Origin of the sequence: Salipiger sp., assembly GCF_048261495.1 — a bacterium.
Classification (GTDB): domain Bacteria; phylum Pseudomonadota; class Alphaproteobacteria; order Rhodobacterales; family Rhodobacteraceae; genus Salipiger.
Genome location: NZ_JBLXFX010000009.1, coordinates 89,856 through 107,087 on the forward strand (window position 1 = coordinate 89,856; position 17,232 = coordinate 107,087).

Annotated in this window: 11 protein-coding genes; 4 read left to right on the forward strand and 7 right to left on the reverse strand. The window is 68.1% G+C overall.

Translation table 11 applies throughout. The features are described from left to right. Window positions 1–48: 48 nt before the first annotated feature. Together phnD and phnC are read right to left on the reverse strand one after the other, a co-directional pair. Complete coding sequence (phnD, locus tag ACN0RJ_RS17785; RefSeq protein WP_417721438.1) at window positions 49–954, reverse strand: phosphonate ABC transporter substrate-binding protein; 906 nt, start codon at window positions 952–954, stop codon at window positions 49–51. A gap of 52 nt (window positions 955–1,006) precedes the next feature. After that, window positions 1,007–1,825, reverse strand: a complete 819-nt coding sequence (gene phnC, locus ACN0RJ_RS17790; protein ID WP_417725082.1) for a phosphonate ABC transporter ATP-binding protein — start codon at window positions 1,823–1,825, stop codon at window positions 1,007–1,009. Between the two features lie 202 nt (window positions 1,826–2,027). On the opposite strand from phnC, the gene ACN0RJ_RS17795 reads away from it, so the two are divergent. Then, window positions 2,028–3,419 (forward strand): hypothetical protein, encoded by a 1,392-nt coding sequence (locus ACN0RJ_RS17795; protein WP_417725083.1) that lies wholly within the window; start codon window positions 2,028–2,030, stop codon window positions 3,417–3,419. A 102-nt stretch (window positions 3,420–3,521) separates the two neighbouring features. Here ACN0RJ_RS17795 and ACN0RJ_RS17800 read toward each other — a convergent pair whose 3' ends face one another. The 4 genes from ACN0RJ_RS17800 to ectA form a co-directional block, all read right to left on the reverse strand. After that, a complete protein-coding gene (locus ACN0RJ_RS17800; protein WP_417725084.1) occupies window positions 3,522–4,946 on the reverse strand; it encodes an aspartate kinase in 1,425 nt (474 codons plus the stop codon). A gap of 10 nt (window positions 4,947–4,956) precedes the next feature. After that, complete coding sequence (locus tag ACN0RJ_RS17805) at window positions 4,957–5,358, reverse strand: ectoine synthase (protein WP_417721434.1); 402 nt, start codon at window positions 5,356–5,358, stop codon at window positions 4,957–4,959. A 6-nt stretch (window positions 5,359–5,364) separates the two neighbouring features. Continuing rightward, window positions 5,365–6,651 (reverse strand): diaminobutyrate--2-oxoglutarate transaminase, encoded by a 1,287-nt coding sequence (ectB, locus tag ACN0RJ_RS17810; protein WP_417721433.1) that lies wholly within the window; start codon window positions 6,649–6,651, stop codon window positions 5,365–5,367. A 77-nt stretch (window positions 6,652–6,728) separates the two neighbouring features. Continuing rightward, on the reverse strand, window positions 6,729–7,274 hold the full coding sequence (ectA, locus tag ACN0RJ_RS17815) for a diaminobutyrate acetyltransferase (protein WP_417721432.1): 546 nt from the start codon (window positions 7,272–7,274) through the stop codon (window positions 6,729–6,731). Window positions 7,275–7,464: 190 nt separating this feature from the next. Between ectA and ACN0RJ_RS17820 the strand changes: the two genes are divergently transcribed. From ACN0RJ_RS17820 to tkt, 3 genes are all read left to right on the forward strand, one after another. Further along, window positions 7,465–7,992: a MarR family winged helix-turn-helix transcriptional regulator gene (locus tag ACN0RJ_RS17820; RefSeq protein WP_417721431.1), complete on the forward strand. Its 528-nt coding sequence runs from the start codon at window positions 7,465–7,467 to the stop codon at window positions 7,990–7,992. 83 nt (window positions 7,993–8,075) lie between these two features. Further along, window positions 8,076–8,657, forward strand: coding sequence for a VOC family protein (locus ACN0RJ_RS17825; protein ID WP_417721515.1), 582 nt, complete (start codon window positions 8,076–8,078; stop codon window positions 8,655–8,657). Window positions 8,658–8,757: 100 nt separating this feature from the next. Further along, a complete protein-coding gene (gene tkt / locus ACN0RJ_RS17830) occupies window positions 8,758–10,755 on the forward strand; it encodes a transketolase (protein ID WP_417725085.1) in 1,998 nt (665 codons plus the stop codon). Window positions 10,756–10,800: 45 nt separating this feature from the next. Here the strand turns inward: tkt and ACN0RJ_RS17835 are convergent, their stop codons facing one another. Continuing rightward, window positions 10,801–17,121 (reverse strand): Ig-like domain-containing protein, encoded by a 6,321-nt coding sequence (locus tag ACN0RJ_RS17835; RefSeq protein WP_417725086.1) that lies wholly within the window; start codon window positions 17,119–17,121, stop codon window positions 10,801–10,803. Window positions 17,122–17,232: the final 111 nt, after the last annotated feature.

Here is a 17,232-nt window from a genome sequence, read left to right on the forward strand (position 1 = left end):
CACGTGCAAAGGCCCCGCGCGTCGCGCGGGGCCTTCGGGAGAGTCCGGTCAGTTCGACTGCGACTGGCGCGCGGCGATGATCGACAGGTAGTTGTCGTGGCCGATCGGCCGGAAGCCCAGCGATTCACCGGCGGAGATGTTGTAGGTGCACTCGGGGTCGGCTTCGTACATGCCGTCGACCAGCGCGGTCATCTTGTCCTTGACGTCCTGCGGCAGCGACTTGCGCACGACCACGGGGCCTTCGGGGATTTCCTTGGAGCGCCAGATCTCGGTCAGCTCGTTCATGTCGACGAGGCCGGCATCCACCGCCTTGCGCAGCGCGCCCGAGTTGTAGCCGTCTTCCCATGCGCCCTGGCCGTCGGCCCAGGTCACGCCGGCGTCGACGTCGCCGTTGTTGACCGCGACGATGGTCTGCTCGTGGCCGCCGGTGAACTTGACCTCACCGAAATAGGCGCCGCTCTCCATGGTGATCCCGTCCTTGTACTGGGGGATCTCGATGGAGGGGATCAGGTAGCCCGAGGTGGAGTTCGGATCGCCGAAGCCGAAGGACTTGCCCGCCATGTCGTCGAGCGAGGTGATGCCGCTGTCCTTGCGGGCAAAGCCGATGGAATAGTAGCCGATGGAGCCGTCCATGTTGACCTTGACCAGAACCGGCTCGACCGCTTCGGGGTCCGAGAGATAGGTGGCGGCATAGCCCGAGGCACCCAGCCACGCCATGTCCAGCGTGCCGCCCAGCAGGCCCTGGATCACGCCGTTGTAGTCGGCCGGGGCAAACAGCTTGACCGGAACGCCCAGCGCCTCTTCGGCATAGCCCTTGAGGCATTCGTGATTGTTCAGGCGGTCCTGGGCGTTTTCGCCGCCGAGGATGCCGATGTTGAACTCGGTGATCTCCTGCGCCTGTGCGGCACCGACAAGCGCGGTGGTGGCGAGCGCGGCTGCGATCAGATGTTTCATGGTGTCTTCCCTCTCTGTGGTCATTAGGCCCGTCCCCCGGGCCGGAAGCTGCTCAGACCGAGACCTCGGCCTGACGGATTTCCGTCAGCGCCACGGGATCGCGGAGTTCGGTGGAGGTGGCGCTTTCGGAAAATTCCGCCCCCGCGCCGTAGATGTCGCGGGCGACGCCGGTGGTGAGTTGCGCGGGCGTGCCGTCGAAGACGATGCGCCCGGCGCGCATGCCGATCACCCGGTCGCAATAGCGCCGCGCGGTGTCGAGCGTGTGCAGGTTGGCGATGACCATGCGGCCGTCCTCGTCATGGATGCGGCGCAGCGCCTCCATCACGATCTGGGCGTTCATCGGGTCGAGGCTGGCAATGGGTTCGTCGGCAAGGATCACCTTCGGGTCCTGCATCAGGGCGCGGGCGATGGCGACGCGCTGCTGCTGTCCGCCCGACAGCGCCTCGGCCCGTTTCGCCGCGTGTTCGGCAATGCCGAGCCGGGCGAGGATGTCGATGGCGCGGTGGATGTCCTCGCGCGGGTAGAGGTTGAACATGCTGGCCAGGGTCGAGCGCCGCGCCAGCGTGCCGTGCAGCACGTTCGACACTACATCCATGCGCGGCACCAGGTTGAACTGCTGGAAGATCATCGCGCAGTCGCTCTGCCACATGCGCTTGTCGTTGCCCCGCAGGGCCAGCACATTGCGCCCCTCGAAGCGGATCTCGCCCTCGGAGGCATCGGTGAGGCGGTTCATCATCCGCAGCAGCGTCGACTTGCCCGCCCCCGAGGCCCCGATGATGCCGATCATCATCGGCCGCTCGACGGCAAAGCTCGCGTTGTCCACGGCGATATTGGCGCCGAAGCGCCTGGTCAGGTGGTCTACGACAAGCATCTTTCCCCCGAATGCGGTTTGGAGGCTCTATGAGGGTGCAGCATCACGGGCGGGTGACACGGGGGAGTCGGAATCGTGACGGATTCCTGAAGCTTTCGTGACGGCGCCCGCCCGGCCGCGCCGGGGGCGGCAGGCATTGCAGCCGCGGCGGAATGGTGGTCAAGTCCCCGTGCCGGAAGAGCGAACGGGGATCACCGCAACCATGAACACCACGCTGTCCGACCGCCTGATCGGCGGGCTCCTGGTCCTTGTGGCGCTCATGGTCATCCTCGGGGAATGGCACCTGGTCGGGAATTTCGGCCCCCTGCTGCCGGTGCTGATGACCGCGCTCACCCTCCTCATGGCGCTGCGCGTCGCGCCGGGGCGGCTTGCCTTCGTCGCGGTGGCGGTGCTGCTGACGGTCGCGCTGATCCTGCTGGTCGACGACTGGCGGACCCACGCCATCAACGGCCTGCGCACCGCGTCCTTCATTGCCGCCTTCTACTGCGCCCTCGCCACCCTGCGCAGCGCCGCCGAGCGCGACGGCAGCATGCGCGCGGCGGGACGGTTCCTGGCGCAGCAGCCGCCGGGGCGGCGCTACCTCGCGCTGACCGCCGGGGGACAGATGTTCGCGCTGGTGCTGAACTACGGCTCCATCGCCCTGCTCGGCGCGCTGGCCACCGCCTCGGCCCGCGAGGAACCCGATGTCGAGATCCGCAACCACCGCACCCGGCGGATGCTGCTCGCGATCCAGCGGGCCTTTGTCTCGACCCTTCCGTGGTCGCCACTGTCCTTTGCCGTGGCAATCACCACCAGCGTCGTGCCCGGCACGAGCTGGGGCACCGTGCTGATCCCGGGGCTCGGCACCTCGGTGCTGCTGGCGGGCACCGGCTGGGCGCTGGACACGCTGTTCAAGCCGCGCCTGTCCCACCCCGCCCCGCCGCGCAGGACGCCCGAGGGCACCTGGGCGCTGATGCTTCCGCTCCTGGTGCTGCTGCTGGTGCTCGGCCTCGGCATCACCGTGCTGGAACTGCTCACCGGCTTCCGGATCGTCGGCATCGTTCTGGTGGTCGTGCCGGCGATGGCGGTGGCCTGGACCGCGCGGCAGGCCCGGCAGGGCGGAGAGCCGCTTGCCGCCCGCCTCGCCGATTTCGCCTTTCGCGAACTGCCCGGCTACCGGAGCGAGGTCATCCTGCTGATGATGGCGGGCTACATCGGCACGGTCGGGGCGCCGCTGCTGGTGCCGGTCATGCAATCCTCGGGCTTTCACCCCGAAACCCTGCCGACCTGGCTGGTGCTGGTCAGCTTCGTCTGGCTGATCCCGGCGGCGGGCCAGATCGGAATGAACCCGATCCTTGCCATCTCGCTCATCGCGCCGCTGATCCCGCCCGCCTCGGCGCTCGGCGTGACGCCCTCGGCCATCGTCGGGGCGATCACGGCGGGCTGGGCGCTGAGCGGCGCCTCCTCGCCCTTCACCGCCACGACTCTGCTGATCGGATCGTTCGGCAATGTCTCGGCCCGCCACGTCGGGCTGCGCTGGAACGGGCTCTACATGATCGTGTCACTGGTGCTGCTGTCGGCATGGGTGCTGGTCTACGCCCGGCTCACCGCCTGATCGCGCACCGCCCGCTCCCGACCCGCCGCCGAACGCACGAAAGAAGCGGCCGCGCGGGATGTTCCCCGCGCGGCCGCTTGCATCCGTCTGCCGGTCGTCGCCTCAGGCGACCTTCTGCAACTCGGCGGAGGCTTCGGCCGCCGGGGCCGAGATGAAGGCATCGTGCAGCACCTTGATCACCGGCTTCAGGTCGTCGCGTTCGAGGATGAACTGCACATCCACGTTGCGCAGCCCCTGGGTCGCGCCCAGCGTCGCCATCCCGGCCTCGGCAATCGCCGCATGGCCGCGCGTGAGCACCGACAGCCCCGAGAGATCGCGCCCGATGACCGACGCCATCGCCAGCGTCCGGGTCGAGATCCGCGCCGAGGGATAGAGCTTCTGCAGATCCTTTTCGACCCGCCGCATGATCTTGAGCGAGGTGTCGAGGTAATGCGTGATCGTGTTCGCGTTCGACTGCTTGGAGACGATGCGCACGTCATGCCGCGTCAGCACGTCGAGGATCGCGGAATCGTACCCCTTCACGCCCAGCATGTCCTGTTCGAACAGCTCCAGCGCGAGGATGTCGAGCCCGGTGACGATCTCGACCGCCGGGACCTCGGCGGGCTTGTCGTCGATCAGTGTGCCCGGATCGTGCGGCTCGAAGGCGTTGGTCACCCGCAGCGGCACATCGGCCTGACGCAGCGTCTTGGCGGCCTTGGGGTGGATCGCCTCCATCCCCATGTTCGAGAGCTGGTCGGCCACGTCGTAGTTGGTGTGCCCGAGCTTGCGCACGTTTTCCTGCCCGACATGGTTGGGATCGGCCGAGGACAGGTGGAATTCCTTGTGGATGATCGCCTCCCGCGCGCCGGTGAGGGCGGCCATCTTGGAAAACGTCACTTCGGAATAGCCGCGGTCGAACTCGCGCATCAGCCCCTCGACGCATTGCGCATAGCCGGTGACGATGGGCAGCTCGGTCTCGGGATCGACGCCGCTCATGGCGCTGGTGATGCGCGCGTCGAGCGACACCTCGTCCTTGTCGCGCCAGCCGGACAGGTCCACCAGCCGCGCGTTCAGCCCGTGACGCTGCAGCAGCAGCGTGGTGACGAAGGCGGAATGCGCCTCGCCGAGGCCGGAGAGCAGTTCGCGGATCTGCAGCATGTGCTCTGACAGGCGGAAGTGCCCGTAGGAACACAGGCGCTGCAGGTCGATCAGGCAGTTGCGCGCGCCCTCGATCCGTTCGCGCACGAACTCGCGCGCCATGTCGCGGTCGGCGCCGTGGTCGAGCACCGCTTCATGCGCCTCGATCATCGCGTCGGCGACGGTATCGAGCGCATCCTGCCAGCCGCGGTTGTTGTCGGCGTTGGCGAATTCCGCATAGACGCCGGGCTTGCCGGTCTTCTTGTGTTCGAGCAGCAGGTTGGTGATCCCGCCGAAGGCCGAGACCACGAAGACGCGGCCATAGGGCTCGTCCCGCCGGAACAGCGAATCCACCAGTTCATCGAGGCGGGACATGGACGTCCCGCCGATCTTTTCAACGGTATGGGTCATGTGGGACCTCTCAGTCTGCCAGCGCCTCGGCCGGCGCATAGGATCCGTCCTCGCGGTGCACCTCGGTGCCGGTCACGGGCGGATTGAAGCAGCACGCCATGACGAGTTGCTCTTCGGCGCGCAGGATGTGGCGGTCGTGCTTGTCGAGCGCATACATCACGCCGGGCTTGATCTCGTGCGTCTCGCCGGTGGCGATATCGGTGATCGAGCCCTTGCCTTCCATGCAATAGACGCTCTCGAAGTGGTTCTTGTACTCGAACGTGTGTTCGGACCCGGCTTCGAGAAAGGTGATGTGGAAGGAAAAGCCCATGCCGTCCTGGGCCAGCAGCATCCGCACGCTGGTCCATTGTTCGTTGGACACCACGCGGTCGCGGTCTTCCTTGGTGATCTTGTTGAAATCTCTGACGATCATGTCGGGTTACTCCGCTGCAATCTTGTTCGTTTCGGTGACCTCGCGGGCCGCCTCGAGGACGATGTTCAGGCCCTTGCGGAAGGTGGCTTCCGGCGTGGTCAGGGGGGCGAGCACCTTCACGACCTCGTCGTTCGGGCCGGAGGTCTCGATGATGAGGCCCTTCTCGAAGGCACGGCCGCAGATGGCCGAGGCCAGTTCGCCCGAGCCGACGTCGACGCCCTGCATCAGGCCGCGGCCCTTGAGCCGCGCGCCCGGCACCAGCTCCGCCAGTTCCTGCAGCGCGGTGGTGAGGATCATGGACTTGGCCGCCAGTTCTTTCTGAAAGGCGTCATCCGCCCAGAACTTCTCGATCGCCACGCGGGCGGTCACGAAGGCATGGGTGTTGCCCCGGAAGGTGCCGTTGTGCTCGGCCGGGCCGAAGATGTCGTATTCCGGGCGCACCAGGACCATCGCCATCGGCAGGCCGAAGCCCGAAACCGATTTGGCCTGGGTGATGATGTCGGGCTGGATGTCCATCTCCTCGAAGGAGAAGAACGTGCCCGTGCGTCCGCAGCCCGCCTGGATGTCGTCGACGATCAGCAGCGCGCCGTGCGCATGCGCGAGGTCGGCGATCCGCTTGACCCATTCGGGACGCGCGGCGTTGAGGCCGCCCTCGCCCTGCACGGTCTCGAGGATGATCGCCGCCGGGGCGTCCGCGCCCGAGGAGGCATCGGTCAGCATCGCTTCGAGCAGGTCGGCGGTGTCCATCGCCTCGCCCATGTAGCCGTCGAAGGGCAGACGGGTCACGCCGTTCAGCGGCACGCCCGCGCCGCCGCGGTGATAGCTGTTGCCGGTCGCGGCCAGCGCACCGAGGGTCACGCCGTGGAAACCGTTGGTGAAGGCGATGATGTTGCTGCGGCCGGTGACCTTGCGGGCCAGCTTCATCGCGGCCTCGACGGCGTTGGCGCCGGTCGGGCCGGTGAACATGACCTTGTGATCCATGCCGCGCGGTTCGAGGATGTGCTTCTCGAAGGCGGTGAGGAAGGCCGACTTGGTGTCGGTGTGCAGGTCGAGCCCGTGCGCGATGCCGTCGTTCGAGACATGCTCGATCAGCGCGGCCTTCATGTCGGGGTCGTTGTGACCGTAGTTCAGCGAGGAACAGCCGGCCAGGAAGTCGATGTAGGTGTTGCCCTCGCTGTCCTTCAGCTCGGACCCGGAGGCCGAGACGAAGGTGGCGGGGATGCCGCGGCAGTAGGAGCGGGCCTCGCTCTCGCGGCGGGTGAAGATATCGGTGACATTGGATGCGTTCGTCATGGAACGTCCTTTCGGTTCATACGAATTGTTCGGAGGAGGGGAGCGCGCGATCCTTCGACGAAAGATCGCGGCGCCGGTCAGGCGGCCTCGGCGAGGTCCGCGTCCTGCGGCAGCGAGATCGTCACCATGTGTTCGGTGGCATGCTGCCCGTCGAAATGCTCGTCACGGGTGAAGTGGGGTTCGTCGCTCAGCTCTCCGCCGATGGTGCGGGCAAAGCTGCGGAACAGGCCCCAGGAGGCCGCGTTGTCGCGGGTGATGGTGGTCTTGAGGGCCCCGGCGCCGTCGGTCTCCTCGCGGTTGACGAGTTCCAGCAGCATCTTCTTGCCGAGACCCATGCCGCGGGCCTTTTCGCCCACCGCGACCTGCCAGACGAAGAAGCTGTGATCGTTGGGAACCATGTGCCCCGAGATCCAGCCGACGATCTCGCCGTCGATTTCGGCCACGACGCAGGTGTCGCGGAAGTGGTCCGCCTGGATCAGGTTGCAGTACATCGAATTCTCGTCGAGCGGCGCGCAGGCGCGCACAAGCTCCCAGATCGCTGCCCCGTCCGTCGAATCCGGCTTGCGCAGAGTCAGCGATGTGACGCGCGGGGTTTCGGCGTGGGTCAGTGTGTCCTTCGGCATGTGTACAGCTTTCCTCGTTTCGTTCAGAAAACTAACTATATCAGCGCCGGATTTGTTTCAAGGCTTTTGCTATTTTTCTTCGGAAAGCCGCTTATAGCGCGTTTTCCTCAATAAAATAACGGATTTCCTCTTCACAAAGATACTTCGCCAGGCTAAGGAACCTGAAAGATACTTAGGATGTTGAAGCTTTATGTCCATACATGCCATATTGCGGCCGACGGGAGACAGCCCATTGGATCGCACCGACGAAAGCCTCATCGCGCTGCGCCGCATCCTGCGCGCGACCGAGCAGTACGAACGCACCCTCGCGCAGGCCGCGGGGCTCACGCCCGCCCAGTTGCGGGTGCTGCAGATCGTTGCCGGCCAGCGCGCCGGCACCGCCACGCCCTCTGCCCTCGCCAACCAGATGGGGGTGAGCCAGGCGACCGTGACCGCGCTTCTCGACAAGCTCGAAAAGCGGTCGATGATCGTGCGGGTGCGCTCGGAGACCGACCGACGCCAGATGAACCTGCTGCTGACCGAGGCCGGCCATGCCTCCGTCGACGAGGCGCCGGACGCGCTTCAGCAGCGCTACGTCAAGCAGTTCGAATCCCTGTCTGACTGGGAACAGGCGATGCTGGTCGCCTCGCTCGAACGGGTGGCCAACATGCTGAATGCCGAAAGCCTCGACGCCTCGCCCGTGCTGTCCATCGGCGACCTCAAGAGTTCGGAGAAGTAGGCGGGCGAAAATTTCTGGGCAGATGCGCCCGGCCGCCCTACCCTTTCCTGCGACACGCATCGAGGGAGGCCGACATGTCCGAAATCCGAAAGCTCCAGACCCAGGGCGTCCATCACATCACGCTGGTCGGGGCCGACCGCCAGACCTCCATAGATTTCTGGGAAGGCGTGCTGGGCATGCCCTTCGTCTTCGACCAGCCGAACCTCGACGACCCGGAAGAAGGCCATCTCTACTTCGATCCCGGGGACGGCCGCCTCATCACCATCTTCACCAACGAAAGCCGCACCCCCGATCCCGGCCGCACCCCGACCGAACCGGGCTGCGTGCATCACCTTGCCTTCAACGTCTCGCAGGCGACCTTTTCGCAGGCGGTGAAACGGCTCGATGCGCGCGGCATCCGCCATTCCGGGCCCAAGGATCGCGGCTTCATGGATTCGATCTACTTCAACGACCCGATGGGCCTGCTGATCGAACTGGCCTCCTACCGCTTCGAACCGCCCGAGGGCTGCCGCCACGCCGACGTGATGATCGAGGCCCACCGCATCCGCGTGGAACGGGGCGACAGCCACATCGACCGCGAACACCTGGCAGATGCCATCGAACTGCTGGTGGAACGGCGGCAATCCTCGCTCTCCGAGGATCGCGGCGCCCGCAATCCGTATTAAGCCTGGCTACAACCTTCATTAAGTTTTCGATGTTGTGGCAGCGGTGCGCGATCCGTAAAAGCGGCTCCCAACACCGGGAGTGGATGTGGAGGAAACCCAGATGTCCGTCGATACGCTGACCAGAGCCGATGCCGACCTGCGCAGCATGGCCAATGCCATCCGCTTCCTGTCGATGGATGCCATCGTTCGGGCAGAGGACGGCCATCCCGGCACGCCGCTGGGCGGGGCCGACATCGCGACGGGCCTGTTCACCCGGGCGCTGAAGTTCGACGCCTCGGCGCCGGAATGGCCCGACCGGGACCGCTTCGTGCACTCCGCCGGGCACGGTTCGATGCTGCTCTATTCGCTGCTGCATCTGTCGGGCTACGAAAGGATCGACATCGAGCAGATCAAGTCGTTCCGCGTCCTCGGGTCGCACACCGCGGGCCACCCGGAATACGACCCGGCGGCGGGGATCGAGACCACGACCGGCCCGCTCGGTCAGGGGATCGCAAATGCCGTGGGCATGGCCGTGGCCGAACGCATCCTGAACCACCGCTTCGGCGACGACATCGTGGATCACCACACCTATGCCTTCACCGGCGACGGCTGCTTGATGGAGGGCATCGCTGCCGAGGTGATCGCGCTTGCCGGACACCTGCAACTGGGCAAGCTGGTGTTCCTCTGGGACGACAACCGGATGACGGATGACGGTCCGACCGACCAGGCGGTGTCCGAGGATCAGTGCGTGCGCTTCGAGAACAACGGCTGGCACGTCCAGTCCGTCGACGGCCAGGATGCCGAGGCGGTGGCCGCCGCCATCGCCATCGCCAAGACCGACCCGCGCCCCTCGATGATCGCCTGCCGCACGCTGATCGGCTTCGGCATTCCGCGCATCCAGAACGACCGCGCCGCCCATGGCGGCAAGATCACCACCGAAGACACCGATGCCGCGCGCAAGGCCCTGAACTGGCCCCACGCGCCGTTCGAACTGCCCGAAGGCGTCGCCGCCGCATGGCGCGACGCCGGCGTGCGCGGCCGCTCCGAGCGCGAGGCCTGGCAGGCACGGTTCGATGCCCTGCCCGCCTCCGAACGGGCCGAATTCAACCGCATCATGGCCGGCGATCTTCCGCAGGGCTGGGAGAACGCCATCCTCGACGCCAAGACCCGCTTCGTCGAAAGCGGCGCACCGCTTCCCGGCATCAAGGCCTCGGGCGAGATGGTGTCGGCGCTGGCCGAGGCCATTCCCGAGCTGATCTCGGGTGCGCCGGACCTCGAGGCCGCGACCGGCCACAAGCGCCAACTTGCCCCCTTCACCCGCGACGATCGCGGCGGGCGCTACATCCACTACGGCGTGCGCGAACACGCGATGGGCGCGATGATGAACGGCATGACCGTGCACGGCGGCATCCGCTCGGTCGGCACGACGTTCCTCGTCTTCTCGGATTACATGCGCCACACCCTGCGCATGGCGGCGCTGATGCGGGTGCCCGGCGTCTTCGTCTTCAGCCACGACAGCATCGGCATCGGCAAGAACGGCCCGACCCACCAGCCGGTGGAATATCTCGCCAGCCTGCGCGCCTATCCCAACATGTGCGTGCTGCGTCCCGCCGACGCGGTCGAGATGGCCGAAGCCTGGCAGATCGCGCTCAAGCGGCGCACCGGGCCGACCTCGATCATCTGCTCGCGGCAGCCGCTCGGGCTGGTGCGCACCGATGACAACCCGTGCAACCTGTCCTCGCGCGGGGCCTATGTCCTGGCCGAGGCCGACGGCCCCCGGCTTGCCACGCTGCTCGCGACCGGCTCCGAGGTTGCCATCGCCCTCGCCGCCCGCGACCAGTTGCAGGTGCAGGGCGTGCCCACCGCCGTCGTCTCGATGCCGAGCTTCGACCTGTTCGAGGAACAGGGCCGGAGCTACCGGGACCTGGTGCTCGGCCGGGGCACCGTCCGCGTCGCCGTCGAAGCCGCGGTGCGCTTCGGCTGGGACCGCTACATCGGCGAGAACGGCGGCTTTGTCGGGATGACCGGCTTCGGCGCCTCCGGCGAGACCCGCGACGTCTACCGCCATTTCGGCATCACCCCGGAGGCGGTCGCCGCCGAGGTCATGCGCCGGCTCTGAGCCGCGCGCCCTGCCCGGCGGGCGCGGCCGCCCTCCGGGACCGGCTCAGAACAGGAAGTCGTCCTCGGACAGATCCATGATGCCGGTCAGTTCGATTTCGAAATCGGCCAGGCCGTCGCCGTCGAGGTCGGCCTGCACGATGGTGTTGCCGGCCTCGTGACGGTAACCCAGTTCGCCCGCCGTGCCGCCGAACCCCGCGTCCCCCACGTAGGCAAAGCCCTGCTTGCCCCCGGTGGTGATGTCGGCATCGAGGCGACCGATCTCGATCCGGTCCTCGCCCGGGGCGAAATCGGTGATGATGTCGCGATTGCCCGCCCCGGCGAAGGATTCGTCGCTGTGGAAGTAGATGTAGCGGTCCGTCACCCCCGCGCCCGGCCCGCCGGTCATCACGTCCGCCCCGAGATTGCCGTAGAGCGCATCCGCCCCCGCCTCGCCCATCAGGGTATCGGCGCCCTTGCGGCCGTAGATCCTGTCCGAGGCGCCGCCGCCCAACAGCAGGTTGTCGCCGTCGCCGCCGCGGATGTTGTCGGCATGGGCGCTGCCGATGACATTCTCGATGTCGAGATAAGTGTCGCCCTCGGCCGCGCCGGAGGTGAAGAAGCGCGCACCCTCCAGCGTGCCCGCATCCATGCCGAGGTCGACCAGCACCCGGCCCTCCGCCAGCGAATAATCCACCGTGTCGTTGCCCGCGCCGCCATCGAAGGCCTGCGCCCCGGCGCGGTCGGCCAGCAGGTCGTCGAGGCTGACGTCCGCGTCGACCGTCACGCTGACCGTGCCTTCGGTGCTGTCCGTGCCGTCGCTCACCACGTAGGTGAAGGCGTCCGGACCGGAGTAGCCCGGCATCGCGGTATAGACCACCTCGCCGTTCTCGATCCGCACCGACCCGTGCGCCGCCGTGCCGACCGAGACGAGGCTCAACGCATCGCCCTCGGCATCGCGGTCGTTGGCCAGCACCGGCACGATGACATCCACGCCCGCCGTGGCGGTCGCGCTGTCGGCGACGGCCAGCGGCGCGTCGTTGCTGCCGGTGACGGTGAGCGTCACCGTGGCCGTGTCGGCGCCGGTGCCGTCCGAGATGGTGTAGCGGATGCGGATCTCTTCGGTCTCGCCCTCGCCCAGCGCGTTGAAGGCCGCCCCCGGCGCGAAGGCCAGCGCGCCGTTCTGCACCGTGACGGTGCCGCGCCCGATGGTCTCGACCGCGACGATCTGCAGCGGGTCGCCGTCGGGATCGCTGTCGTTGGCCAGCACGTCGATCAGGGTGCCGCCGTTCTCCGGCGCGGTGGCGGTGTCGTCGACCGCGTCGGGCGCCCCGGCGGGGGAGGCGACCTCGACCGTCAGCTCTCCGGTCCCCACGACCCCGCCGTCATCCACGGTGTAGGCGATGACCGCGCTGCCGGAGAATCCCGGCGCGGGGGTGAAGGTGATCTCGCCCCCGGTCAGCGTCAGGGTGCCGACATCCTCCGCATCGCCCGAGACCGCCAGCACCTCGGCCGAGACCAGCGTCAGGGCGGCGCCGTTGGCGGGGGTGTCGTTGGCCAGCACGTCGACCGTCACCGCCTGCCCTGAAAGTGCCGCGGCGATGTCGTCGACCACGGCGGGGGTGCCCGCCTCTCCGGTCACGGTGACCGAGACGAAGGAGGTGTCCGTGGTGATGCCGTCGCTCACCGTGATGGCAAAGGTCTCGACCGTCGTCTCTCCGGCGGCGAGATGGGCGAAATCCTCGCCCGGATCGAAGCGGACGCCGTCCTCCTCGATGCTGACCGACCCGCGCGCGGGCTGGCTCACGCCGACCACCGACAGCGCCGGGCTGTCCACGTCGGTGTCGTTCGCCAGCACGTCGACGGTGACCGGCGCCGATTCCGTGGTGGTGGCGCGGTCGCCCGCGGCGACGGGCGCATCGTTGACCCCGGTCACCGTGACCGAGACCATGCCCGTCTCGCTGCCCTGCGTGTAGAAGAAGCTGTCCGCCCCGGCGAAATCCGCGCCGGGCGTATAGGTAAAACTGCCGTCCGAAGCGAGCGTGACCGCGCCCGAGGCGGGCATCCCGCTCAGCACGTAGCCGCTGCCCGAGCCGAGATCCCCGGCAAGGGCGGTGTCTTCGGCCGTGACCAGGTGCAGCACCGGCGCGCTCAGCACCGCCGGGGCGGCGCCCACGGTGATCGCGACATCGGCGCTCGCCGTCGGAACGGCGGCGCCGCCGCCGGTGTCCGCGGAGCGCCCGAAGATCACCGTCGCGCTGCCCCCGCTGGAGGGCGTGGCCGAGAAATCGGCCGAGCCGATCACCAGGTCCGACACCCCGTCCGCGTCGAGATCGCCGTCGAGCGCGAGCCCGTCGCGGAAATAGAGCCCGCCCGCGATGCCGCGCACCACGAAACCGTCGGCGCCGCTGCCGCCCGACAGGGTCGACAGGTCATAGACCCCGCCCGTCGTGTCGAAGCCCGAGGCGGAGCCGTAGATCACCGCCACCTCGACATGGAAGTCGGAGCCGACGTAGTAGCTGCTGGAAATCGCGATATCCGCCAGCCCGTCGCCGTTGAGGTCTCCGCCCCCGGCCACGGTTTCGGCGGTCACCGACAGTCTGTCGTTGCCGAAGAACACCCCGATCGCGCCGTTGCTGGCAAGAATGTCGTCGGTGGTGATCCGCCCCTCGGTATGGGCATAGCCGCTGTCCGAGCCGAAGAAGAGCAGCGCGCGATCCTCGCCGCTGTCCGAGATCAGGATGTCGTTCAGCCCGTCGCCGTTCACGTCCCCCGCCGCGCTGATCGAGCTGCCGATGCCCTGAAAGACCTCGACCCCGTCGATGGTAAAGCCGCGCTGGCCGTAGACCGGCGTGCCGCCGATGCCCTCGGTGCCCGCATCGCCCACCGCGTTGCGGATGTTGAGCAGGCCGTCGCTGCCGGTGTCGGCAAAGCGGTTGTCATTGCCGTAAAGCACGTAGACCCGGCCCTGCGCATAGGTGTCCCAGTTGCCGCCGGTGCTGCCGACGGCGAAATCGTCCACGCCGTCGCCGTTCATGTCGCCGAGGATGGCGACGGCGGCGCCGACCGCCTCGCTCGAGAACTGGCCGCGCAGCTCGTACCCCATGGAGCCGTCGCCGCCGCTGCCGATCTGCGTCGTCGTGACGATCCCCGCCGGGCCTGTTTCCGACCCGAAGAGCACGTAGACCGATCCGCTCGCGCTGCGGCTGAAGGGGGTGCCGATCAGCAGGTCGTCGATGCCGTCGCCGTTCACGTCGCCCCCCGTGGCGAGCGAGCCGACGCTGTCCGTTCCGGTGTCGAAGGCATAGCCGGCCGAGCCGTCTCCGGCTGCGATCACCGCGAGGTTCACCGTGCCGCCGAAACTGGCCGAACCGTAGATCACGTAGGTCCGGTAGGTGTTGGATTCGTCGAGGAAGGCCGAAACGACCATGTCGTCCAGCCCGTCGTTGTTGAGATCGCCGCCGCCGGTGACTTCGAGCACCTGGTGGTCGAGCTCGTCGATCCCGCCGAGCAGGACGCCGTCCGTCCCGTCTCCGAAATCGAGCGCGCCGATGTCCAGCACCCCGCCGGTCATCGGGAAGCCCTCGTCGGAGCCGTAGACGAGATAGGCCCGGCCGTTCTCGACGCCGTTGCCGCCGAAAGTGCCGACCAGCAGGTCGTCGAGGCCGTCGCCGTTCACGTCGCCCGCGTAGGAGAGCGAATAGCCGACGCGGTCGAAGGCGTCCCCGCCCTCGACCGAGAGGCCGAGAATGCCGCTGCCCGACGCGATGGCGCCCAGGTCCACCACAGGCTCGAACGCCGGCGGGCGGGCCATGCTGTCGCGGTCCGCCACGGTGTAGCCGAAGCTTTCGACACCCTCGCCCCCGGCGAACGCGCCGCTCGGGTCGTAGGTGAAATCGCCGTTCGCGAGGACCGTCAGCGTGGCGCCGGACGGCAGCACCGTCGCGCGGCCGAGCGGCACCGCCGTGCCCCCCGCATCGACAGAAACCACCCGCAGCGTGCCGCCGGCCGTGGCCTGATCGGCGCCGTTGCCGTTGTCCACGAACAGGTTGCCCGTCACCACCGTGTCGAGCGTGGCAAAGGTGTCCGGCGCCGCGGAGAGGTCGTCGCCGCCCTCCTCGACCGGCAGCGCGGGCAGCGAGACGACGTCGAACAGCGCCTCGGTGATGAGCGCGGCGCTGGTGTCGAGCAGCAGGATCGACCGCCCGCCGGGATTGTCCGTCGGGGTGATGAGCACATCGTCCCCCTGCTGGACGATGGTCAGGTCGGCAAAGGCCACATCGGTCTCGATCCGGTCGCTGGCGGGGTCGAAATCCTCGACCGTGTCGCCGTCCCAGGCATCGACGAAGCTGAGCGTGTCCGCCCCCGCGCCGCCGATGATCGTGTCGTCCCCCGCGCCGCCCCGGATGAAATCGTCATCCGCGCCGCCGTCCAGCCGGTCGGCCTTGTCGGACCCGAAGATCCGGTCGTCCCCGCCGAGCCCCTCGACATCGCTCTGCGCGAACTGCGTGTCCGCCGAGTCCGACCCGACGGTCAGGGCGGGCCGCTCTCCGGCATCGCCGATCAGCACCGACGCCGTGGTCGAAAAGCCCAGCCCGCCGCTCGTCCCCGAGGAAAGCAGCGTCAGCGTCAGCCGCTCGGTCGTCTCGTCCAGCCCGTCCGACACCAGCGCCGGAAGGCTGATGACCTGCGTGGTCTGACCCGAGGCAAAGCTGACCGTGCCGGAGAGCGCGAGCGCGCCGTCGAAATCCGCCGGTGTCAGCCCGTCGCCTAGGGTGATCTGGTAGGCGGCCGTCATCACCGTGAAGGGATCGCCGGTGCGGGTGACGAGAAAGCGGATCCTCTCGCCCTCGACCGCGCCCGAGGACATCGCCTCGACAAAGACCGCGTTGGTGACGGCTGCCACCCCGCCGCCGAATTCCGCCGTGGTCCCCGCCGTTCCGTTGGTGCCGTCGCTGCCGCGCCGGCCCACCGTGCCGGTGACGTATCCTCCGGTGTAGCGGGCATCGTTCCAGAGATACGGCAGGTTGTCGGACAGCGCCCATTCCACCTCGATGTCGCGGTAGTGCAGCAGGCGGTTGTCGTGCCACGACCCTTCGACGCCCGGCGACAGCGATGCGCCGCCGAAGCCGCCCTCGCCCGCGTCCAGCCGGGCATTGCCGATCCGGCCCTGGGCGCCCTCGACCACCACGGCGCCGATGTTGCGCAGCGCGCCGTAGGCATTGCCGCCGTTGCCGCCATTGCCGCCGTCACCGGAATCGCCGCCGTCGCCCATCGTGCCGACCGTCCCGGCCGCGACCCCCAGACCATAGAACCCGCCCCGGTTCTGCACGACCCCGGTGCGGATCAGGATTCCGGGCAGGAAGCCGTTGTCGAGGAAAAAGGGAAGCGACTCGTAGGCCGCGAGCGACGGTGTCACCCCGGCGAGATCGGCCGCGCTGCCGCGCGGGTCGACCACGTAGACCGCCCAACCCGGGTCGATCATGGCGCTTTCCTCGCCACCGTCACCGCCGCGTCCGCCGTTGCCGCCATTGCCGCCGCGCCCGGCCACGGCCTCGACATTCTCGAAAGCGACGTCGCGCATCACCAGCGTGCCGGTGTTCAGGATGGCGCCCACCGCGTCGCCGCCGCGCCCGCCGTTGCTGCCGTCGCCGCCGTCGCCACCGTCACCGCCGTCGCCCATGCGCTCGGACGGCACGACGACCGGGTTCCAGTTGTCGTGGCCGTAGCCGTTGGGGTCGGTGATGTTGACCATCTCGCCGGTGGCCCGCGACAGCACCAGATCGCCGTTGCCGCCGTCGCCGCCGTCGCCGCCATGTCCGCCGTATCCGCCGTTGCCGGCGGTCGCGCTCACCCCGTTGAAGACCACCCGTTCGAGGGTGAGGTTGCCCGCGTTCTCGATGCCGCCGACGGCGGTGTCGCCCGCCGCCCCGCTCAGCCGGGAATCGCGCCCGGCGCCGCCATCCTCGCCGTCGTTGTTTTCCAGCGTGCCGCCTGAGGGCGAGGCGACCTCGTAATAGCCCCAGCCGCCGCCGGTCCCCAGCGCCGCGCCGCCGTGAAAGGCGATGTCGCGCAGGGTCACGGTCGCCCCGGCCTCGATGTCGAAGAACCTGTCGCCGCCGATCAGAAGCGCGATGTCGATGCCGTTGGCGAGGCTGCCGTCGATGACGATCTCGGCCCCCTCCGGGATCACGAACCGGGCGTTGAGCACGACCTCGTTCGCCAGGCGCACGCCACCCGCCGTGGCAAAGGCGCCGAACACGGACGGATCGAAGGTGATGAGGGCGGGCCGCCCGAGGGCGATCGCCGCATTGATCGCTTCCCTGAGGCTGGTCAGCCCGTCGGTTGCACTGATGACGTCATCGGGGGTGTTTACGACAAATTGCATGGCTATCTGCACATTTGCTGAGGAAAAGGGGACATCAATACCCGAGACTGCGCACCTGTCCGGCCGAGGAGTCAATAATTTTCGTCAAAAGCCCGCCAGAATCCCGGCGGG

Excerpts from the sequence above, each read along its gene's own strand:
- phnD (WP_417721438.1), bottom strand. The coding sequence starts at position 954 with ATGAAACATCTGATCGCAGCCGCGCTCGCCACCACCGCGCTTGTCGGT.
- phnC (WP_417725082.1), bottom strand. The coding sequence starts at position 1,825 with ATGCTTGTCGTAGACCACCTGACCAGGCGCTTCGGCGCCAATATCGCC.
- ACN0RJ_RS17795 (WP_417725083.1), top strand. The coding sequence starts at position 2,028 with ATGAACACCACGCTGTCCGACCGCCTGATCGGCGGGCTCCTGGTCCTT.
- ACN0RJ_RS17800 (WP_417725084.1), bottom strand. The coding sequence starts at position 4,946 with ATGACCCATACCGTTGAAAAGATCGGCGGGACGTCCATGTCCCGCCTC.
- ACN0RJ_RS17805 (WP_417721434.1), bottom strand. The coding sequence starts at position 5,358 with ATGATCGTCAGAGATTTCAACAAGATCACCAAGGAAGACCGCGACCGC.
- ectB (WP_417721433.1), bottom strand. The coding sequence starts at position 6,651 with ATGACGAACGCATCCAATGTCACCGATATCTTCACCCGCCGCGAGAGC.
- ectA (WP_417721432.1), bottom strand. The coding sequence starts at position 7,274 with ATGCCGAAGGACACACTGACCCACGCCGAAACCCCGCGCGTCACATCG.
- ACN0RJ_RS17820 (WP_417721431.1), top strand. The coding sequence starts at position 7,465 with ATGTCCATACATGCCATATTGCGGCCGACGGGAGACAGCCCATTGGAT.
- tkt (WP_417725085.1), top strand. The coding sequence starts at position 8,758 with ATGTCCGTCGATACGCTGACCAGAGCCGATGCCGACCTGCGCAGCATG.
- ACN0RJ_RS17835 (WP_417725086.1), bottom strand. The coding sequence starts at position 17,121 with ATGCAATTTGTCGTAAACACCCCCGATGACGTCATCAGTGCAACCGAC.